General features: G+C 64.5%; 6 protein-coding genes. 4 read left to right on the plus strand and 2 right to left on the minus strand.

Going from position 1 to position 7,545, the window contains the following annotated elements:
• Positions 1–57 precede the first annotated feature (57 nt).
• The gene (locus AC1DUU_RS00865) at positions 58–1,191 is read left to right on the plus strand and encodes a DNA methyltransferase (protein ID WP_476781512.1); all 1,134 of its coding nucleotides are present in this window, start codon (positions 58–60) and stop codon (positions 1,189–1,191) included.
• A gap of 162 nt (positions 1,192–1,353) precedes the next feature.
• Here AC1DUU_RS00865 and AC1DUU_RS00870 read toward each other — a convergent pair whose 3' ends face one another.
• Positions 1,354–1,965: an HAD family hydrolase gene (locus AC1DUU_RS00870; RefSeq protein ID WP_476781513.1), complete on the minus strand. Its 612-nt coding sequence runs from the start codon at positions 1,963–1,965 to the stop codon at positions 1,354–1,356.
• A gap of 7 nt (positions 1,966–1,972) precedes the next feature.
• Positions 1,973–3,085: an A/G-specific adenine glycosylase gene (gene mutY, locus AC1DUU_RS00875; protein WP_476781514.1), complete on the minus strand. Its 1,113-nt coding sequence runs from the start codon at positions 3,083–3,085 to the stop codon at positions 1,973–1,975.
• Positions 3,086–3,143: 58 nt separating this feature from the next.
• Here mutY and AC1DUU_RS00880 point away from each other — a divergent pair, with 58 nt between their 5' ends.
• The 3 genes from AC1DUU_RS00880 to AC1DUU_RS00890 form a co-directional block, all read left to right on the plus strand.
• The gene (locus AC1DUU_RS00880) at positions 3,144–3,641 is read left to right on the plus strand and encodes a DUF721 domain-containing protein (protein ID WP_476781515.1); all 498 of its coding nucleotides are present in this window, start codon (positions 3,144–3,146) and stop codon (positions 3,639–3,641) included.
• A 143-nt stretch (positions 3,642–3,784) separates the two neighbouring features.
• On the plus strand, positions 3,785–4,525 hold the full coding sequence (locus tag AC1DUU_RS00885) for a DsbA family protein (protein ID WP_476781516.1): 741 nt from the start codon (positions 3,785–3,787) through the stop codon (positions 4,523–4,525).
• Between the two features lie 60 nt (positions 4,526–4,585).
• Positions 4,586–7,545: AAA family ATPase (locus AC1DUU_RS00890; RefSeq protein WP_476781517.1), on the plus strand; the 2,960-nt coding region annotated here is incomplete at its 3' end.

Consider the following 7,545-nt stretch of genomic DNA (forward strand, 5'->3'; position numbering starts at 1 on the left):
ACGCTGATCGGTAACCATAACAGCGAGTAAACAGTAACGCGTCAGCCGGGTGTCAGAATGTCAGCAGTGCGTCCTCTTAGCCAACTTTCCCGCACGCCACAGCGCTCTGAATGGCTCGATACCATTATCAAGGGCGACTGCATCGCCGCACTCGACAAGCTTCCGACGGCCTCGGTCGACGTCATCTTTGCTGACCCGCCCTACAACCTTCAACTCGACGGCGACCTGCATCGCCCGGATCAGTCGAAGGTCGACGCGGTCGACGATCATTGGGACCAGTTCGAAAGCTTCGCCGCCTACGACGCCTTCACCCGCGCCTGGCTTTTGGCTGCCCGCCGCGTGCTCAAGCCGAACGGCACCATCTGGGTCATCGGCTCGTACCACAACATCTTCCGCGTCGGCGCGATCATGCAGGATCTCGGCTTCTGGATGCTCAATGACATCGTGTGGCGCAAGACCAACCCGATGCCGAATTTCCGCGGCCGCCGCTTCCAGAACGCCCATGAGACGATGATCTGGGCCTCGCGTGACCAGAAGGGCAAGAATTACACCTTTAACTACGACGCGCTGAAGGCCTCGAATGACGACATTCAGATGCGCTCGGACTGGCTGTTTCCGATCTGCACCGGCGGCGAGCGGCTGAAAGACGACGACGGCAACAAGCTGCATCCGACGCAGAAGCCGGAGGCGCTGCTGGCTCGCATCATGATGGCTTCGACCCAGCCGGGTGACGTCGTGCTTGACCCGTTCTTCGGTTCCGGCACGACCGGTGCAGTCGCAAAACGCCTCGGCCGCCACTTCGTCGGCATCGAGCGCGAACAGGCTTACATCGACGCGGCCCAGGAGCGCATCGCCTCGGTGCGGACGCTCGATGGCCCGACGCTAACCGTCTTGACCGGCAAGCGCGCGGAACCGCGTGTCGCGTTCGGCAGCCTCCTCGACATGGGACTGCTGACGCCGGGCACCACGCTCTACGACGCCAAGAGGCGCTGGGCGGCGAATGTTCGGGCCGACGGTACGCTGTCGATCGGCGACACCGCCGGCTCGATCCATCGCGTCGGTGCTGCGGTTCAAGGGTTGGACGCCTGCAACGGCTGGACCTTCTGGCACTATGAGCGTGCCGGCGGCCTGACCCAGATCGACGAATTGCGCCGCATCGTGCGCGTCGGCATGGAAAAGGCTGGGGCCTGATCGATCAAGCGTCGCGCCGGGCCTCGAAGGGCATCCGGCGCGGCTGCGCAGGCACCATGGCCAGCCAGTTCTGGCCCTGCAGAAGCTTTCCAGATCCTGCAGTAAAAGCTCGAATTCCGGGAGCCTAGGCGCTCCGGATTTTGCAGATCGGCGGGTTTCCAGTCACCGTCCGATCCCGAGACGCTCGAGGTCCGCCTCGAGCGTCTTCGCATTTGTGAACAGCACTGCCTGCCAGCCGGCATTGATGGCGCCATCAACATTCTTCTGGCTGTCGTCGATGAACAGCGAAGCCTTCGGGTCGAGATCGAAGGACGCTACGTGGCGGTCGTAGATGCGGCGGTCGGGCTTGATCAGGCCGATGTCGCCGGAAACCGTCACGCCACGCGGCCGTTCGAGGAAGGGAAAGCGACCGCGCGCCTCACGAAACGTGTCGGATGCCCAGTTCGTCAGCATGGTGACGTCGTGGCCGGCGTCGACCAACCCTTCCATCAAGGCAACGGAGTCGTCATAGGCATGCGGCACCATGTCGTGCCAGTGCAGGCGGAAGGCGCGGATGCTGTTTTCATACTCGGGAAAATCGGCGATCAGCAGCGCTTCAGCCTCTTCCCAGGTACGGCCGCGATCCTGTTCGATGTTCCACTCGCTGGTGCAGACATTGTCGAAGAACCAGCGGCGCTCGACCGGATCGGGGATGATGCGGCTGAAAGGCAGGTCGGGGTCGTAGTGGATCAGAACCTTGYCGATGTCGTAGACGATGTGGCGGATTTCGCTCATGGCTTCGCTAGCGTCCTCGTTTCGTAGCACCCGGTATGGCAGCTTCGATGACTTTTTTCATGACGCTTGGCAAGGCTTCCCCAGCGAGGTCGGCGGCTGCCGACCAGAAGTGGCCGTCTGGCGCCTGATCCGAGGCCGCTTCGGCGCGAAAGACGTCGAGATCGAGGGCGAAATGGGTGAAGACGTGGGTGATGGTGCCCGCGCGCTGCCAGTTCGCGGCAAAAGGCGCGCTGTCAGCGCCAGTTGCGCCATCGACGCGCGAGGTCCAATCGGTGGTCGGTACCTCGGTCATGCCGCCGAGCAGACCCTTGCCCGGACGCTTGCGCAAAAGCACTGCACCGTCACTCCTGACAGCGACGAAGGCCGCACCGCGTCGCTGCGGCCGTTCCGCCTTGGCCGGTTTGACCGGGTAGAACTCGGGATCGCCTGAGACGACCGCGCTGCAATCGGACCGAAGTGGGCACAGTATGCAGCGCGGGCGGCGTGGCGCGCAGATGGTGGCGCCGAGATCCATCATCGCCTGGGCGAAATCGCCAGGTCGCGCGGTGGCCAGCATGCGTTCGACACGGGCACGGATTTCGACCTTGGCCTGGGGCAGGGGCGTTGCGATTGAAAACAGCCGCGTGACCACGCGCTCGACATTGCCGTCGACAACCGCCGCAGGCCGGTTGAAGGCGATGGAGGCGATTGCTGCGGCCGTATAGGGCCCGATGCCGGGCAAGGTGCGCAGACCATCTTCGCTGTCGGGGAAGCGTCCGTCATGCATAAGCGCCACCGTTTCGGCGCAGACCTTGAGATTGCGGGCGCGGGAGTAATAACCAAGCCCGGCCCAGGCTTTCATGACGTCTTCAGTTTCGGCAGTGGCGAGAGCACCGACATCGGGCCATTTGTCCAGAAATGCCCGAAAATAGGGCTTCACCGCCTCGACGGTGGTCTGCTGGAGCATGATTTCGGAGAGCCAGACACGGTATGGGTCGGGTTTGATGCCACGCTTCAGGTCGCTTGGGGCCGTGCGCCAGGGCAACTCGCGATGATGAACGTCATACCAGTCGAGCAACAAGGTGGCGATGGTGCCGTCCACATCAGTGGCGTGCTTGCGGGGATCGGTTCGGGATGCCATTGATGGGGTGGACTGCCTTCGGCGTTGCGTGTCGACAGGGTCATTTCTGGAGAACGACATGGCAGGGAAAAGGTGGACGGGCAATCCCGTTCCGGTCAGCGATCTGGCAAATGCCATCCTCGATCCGGTCCTGCGCAAGCGCACCGGCATCTCGGTAGGCCTCGTCCAGTCATGGGAGGAGATCGTCGGCCCGCGCCTGGCCCACAACACAAGGCCCGAAAAGATCCAATGGCCGCGGCGCATGCATGAGGACGACCCGTTCGAGCCGGCGGTGCTGATCGTTGCCTGCTCGGGACCGGCAGCGCTTCACCTCCAGCACGAGACCGGCGAGATCATCGGCCGGGTCAATTCCTATCTCGGCTTCAACGCCATCGGCCGCATTCGCATCGTGCAGAAGCCGGTCTCTTCGGCAGCGGCCAAGGCTCGCCCGCGCCTGCGCAAGCTCACCGAGGCCGAGCAGGGCAAGCTGGCGGGAACGGTCCAGTACATAGAAGACGAGGGCCTGAAGGCTTCGCTGGAAAAGCTTGGGGCGAGCATCCTGGGCAGCCGAAAGTAGAATTTGCCGTCTTTCTCGCGTATTTGTGATCGCACGTGCGGATAATGGCGATTGGTTTGGGGACAGCCATGCCTTAATTCGCGCCAACTATCGCTTTCACGTATCTGAACATCGCAAAATCCAACCATCGTCAGGTGATTCGTATGCTCCGTTCCATTTCTCGCAGGACCGCACTTACCGGGCTCGCAGCCGTATCGGCAGCAGCGTTGCTTTCCGCTTGCAGCGACTCCGGCGAGCAGGCCAACGCAGCAACGCCCGCCAAGCCTGCCGAACCGGCGACTCCAGCAGCAACGCCAGCTGCGCCGGCAGCACCTGCTGTTAAGGCTCCCGTCTCGCAGGGCTCGGTCGACATGGCCAAGCTGCTCGAAGCCGGAAGCCTGCCTGACATGTCGCTGGGCAAGGCCGATGCGCCGGTCACCATCGTTGAATATGCTTCGATGACCTGCCCGCACTGCGCGCATTTCCACGAGACGACGTTGCCGGCGCTCAAGACCAAATACATCGACACTGGCAAGGTGCGGCTGATCTACCGCGAGTTCCCCTTCGATCCGCTGGCCGAAGCAGGCTTCATGCTTGCGCGCTGCTCGAAGGATAACTACTTCCCGATGGTCGACGTGCTGTTCAAGCAGCAGCAGAATTGGGCGGCTTCGCAGACGCCCAAGGATGCGCTGCTGCAGATTTCCAAGCTCGCCGGCTTTACACAGGAGTCGTTCGAGGCCTGCTTGACTGACCAGAAGCTTCTGGACGATATCAGGGCAGTGCGCGCCCGCGGCGAGAAGGATTTCAAGGTCGACTCGACCCCGACCTTCTTCATCAACGGGAATGTCTACAAAGGGGCAATGACGATTGAAGAAATGTCGGCGGTTATCGACGGCATGCTCTGATAGGGTCATGGCGCCGAGGCAACGCAGCTTCGGTGCACCCTTCCGTGCGGAACGGCGCGAATGAAGTTTTCGCGCCTCCRCCTCCTCGGTTTCAAATCATTCGTCGAGCCCGGCGAGTTCGTCATCGAACGCGGCCTCACCGGCATCGTCGGGCCGAATGGCTGCGGCAAGTCCAATCTGGTCGAAGCGTTGCGCTGGGTGATGGGCGAAAGCTCATACAAGAACATGCGCGCTTCGGGCATGGACGATGTCATCTTCTCGGGCTCCGGCACGCGGCCGGCACGCAACACCGCCGAAGTGACGCTGTTTCTCGACAACACCGACCGTACCGCGCCAGCTTCTTTCAACGACGCCGACGAATTGCAGGTGTCGCGCCGCATCGAGCGCGAGGCCGGCTCCATCTATCGCATCAATGGCAAGGAAGCCCGCGCCAAGGATGTGCAACTGCTGTTCGCCGACCAGTCGACCGGCGCGCGCTCGCCCTCGATGGTGGGGCAGGGCCGCATCGGTGAGCTGATCCAGGCAAAACCCCAGGCGCGMCGCGCGCTGCTTGAGGAGGCGGCCGGCATTTCAGGCCTGCATACGCGCCGCCACGAGGCCGAGCTTCGCCTGCGCGCCGCCGAGCAGAACCTCGAACGCCTCGACGATGTCGTTGGGGAGCTCGAAAGCCAGATTGAAAGCCTGAAGCGCCAGGCGCGCCAGGCTTCGCGCTTCAAGAACCTGTCGGCCGATATTCGCAAGGCGGAAGCTACGCTGCTGCATCTGCGCTGGACGCTGGCCAAAGTTCAGGAAGGCGAGGCCCAGTCGGCCCTTGCCACCGCCACCGCTCTTGTCGGCGACCGCGCCGCCGCCCAGATGGCGGCCGCCAGGGATCAGGCCATCGGCGCCCACAAGCTGCCCGAGATGCGAGATGCCGCGGCTGCTGCCGCTGCGACCTTCCAGCGCCTTTCCATTGCCCGCTCCCAGCTTGAGGAAGAGGCGGGCCGCATCAACTCACGCCAGAGCGAACTCGACCGGCGCCTGCAGCAGCTCGACGCCGACATCGTCCGGGAGCAGCGCATGATCGGCGACAATGCCGCGATCCTGTCGCGCCTCGATGCCGAGGAGAAGGCGCTCAACGACGAAAATGCCGGCGCCACTGATCGCGAGACGCATACCCGCGCGGCCTTCGAAGAGGCGATGGCGACGCTGGCGCTGACCGAGGCCGAGCTTGGTCGCGCTACAGCCGAGCGCGCCGAGGCCGCTGCCGGTCGCACCCAGGCCGAACGCGCCATGCGTGATGCCGCCGATCGCCGCGACCGTTTTGCCCGCCAGCTAACCGAGCTTGATCGCGAGGCCGGCGAAATCGCCGCGCGCATTTCAGCGCTCGCCGACCCGGCGGAAAAGCAGATGCAGGCCGAGGCCGCCCAAGAGGCGCTCGAAGAGGCMGAGTTCGCCGCCACCGAGGCCGAGCGCGCTGTCATTGAGGCACGGCAGGCGGAGGCTTCATCTCGTGCGCCGTTGCAGGAGGCCAAGGCCGAACTCGCGGGCATCGAGACCGAGGCGCGCACGCTGGCCAAGATCATCAACGCCGCTTCGGGCGATCTTTTTCCGGCCGTGCTGGAACAGATCGGCGTCGAGCGCGGCTTCGAGACGGCCCTAGGTGCGGCACTTGGCGACGACCTTGAAGCAGCTCTCGACCGCGCCGCTCCCGTCCACTGGGGCGTTACCAAGCCAGCCGCAAGCGACCCGAAGCTGCCCGATGGCGTGCGTAGCCTCGCTGAGGTGGTACGTGCGCCGCACCAGCTGGCGCGCCGCCTGGCCCAGATTGGCGTCATCGATGCCGCTGATGCGGCACGGCTTCAGCCGCTGCTCGCGCCCGGCCAGCGTCTGGTCAGCCGCGAAGGCGGGTTGTGGCGCTGGGATGGGCTGACCGCAAGTGCCGACGCACCGACGGCTGCTGCGCAGCGCCTTGCCCAGAAGAATCGCCTGGCCGAACTCGATGCCGAGGCGGTCGAGGCGACGCTCCTGGTTCGAGCTGCTGAAGAAGGTTTGGCGCGCGCTGAAAATACCGTGCGCGAAAACACCGAAGCCGAACGGCAGGCGCGCCAGGCTTGGCGCAACGCGCAGCATCAGGTCGGTGCGGCGCGCGACGCGCTTGCCCAGGCCGAAAAGGCTGCCGGCGAGCTGACCAGCCGCCGCGCGGCCCTGGACGAAGCGCGCGCTCGTGTCGCCGATGCGCATGAGGAGGCGCAGGCCGGCTACGTCGAAGCCGAGGACATGCTTGGCTCGGCGCCTGATCTCGCCGATCTCCAAGTGCGGCTTGAGCAGCTTTCCGGCGCGGTCGCTCGTGATAGGTCAGCGGTCGCTGACGCGCGAGCCGTGCATGACGGCCTCAATCGCGAAGCAGAGGCGAGAACGCGGCGGCTGACGGCCATCGCTGCCGAGCGCCAGAGCTGGGTGCTGCGCGCTGAAAGTGCCGCCGAGCAGATCGATGCGCTAGCCGAACGGCGCGAGGAGGCTGCTGCCGAGCGCGAGCTGCTGGCTGAGGCGCCCGACGAACTCGATGCCCGCCGCCGGGCGCTGATGTCGCAACTGACGCAAGCCGAGGCTCTGCGCAAGGAAGTGTCCGACCGACTTCAGGATGCGGAAAATAAGCAGGCGGTGCTCGACAAGGCTGCGACTGTCGCGATCCAGGGGCTCGCCGAAGCGCGCGAGGCGAGGGCCCGTGCCGAAGAACGCCTGACTGCCGCCGACGAGCGCCGTCGCGAGGTCGAGGCGCGCATCCAGGAAGTGCTGAATACGCCGCCGCATCTGGTCATTCGCCACACCGGTCTCGAAGCCGATGGCCCGATGCCCGATCCCGGCGAGATCGAAAGGACGCTGGAGCGCCTCAAGATCGAGCGCGAGCGGCTCGGCGCAGTCAATCTGCGCGCCGAAGAAGAACAAAAGGTATTGTCCGACCGCCTGGAGGCAATCGTCTCCGAGCGCGAGGACATCATCGAAGCGATCCGCAAGCTCCGGCAAGGCATCCAGGGGCT

This window comes from Aminobacter sp. P4_H6_2 (assembly GCF_056400805.1).

Bases quoted from the DNA above. Each gene is read 5' to 3' on its own strand.
- AC1DUU_RS00865 (WP_476781512.1), top strand. From the start codon at position 58: ATGTCAGCAGTGCGTCCTCTTAGCCAACTTTCCCGCACGCCACAGCGC.
- mutY (WP_476781514.1), bottom strand. From the start codon at position 3,085: ATGGCATCCCGAACCGATCCCCGCAAGCACGCCACTGATGTGGACGGC.
- AC1DUU_RS00880 (WP_476781515.1), top strand. From the start codon at position 3,144: ATGGCAGGGAAAAGGTGGACGGGCAATCCCGTTCCGGTCAGCGATCTG.
- AC1DUU_RS00885 (WP_476781516.1), top strand. From the start codon at position 3,785: ATGCTCCGTTCCATTTCTCGCAGGACCGCACTTACCGGGCTCGCAGCC.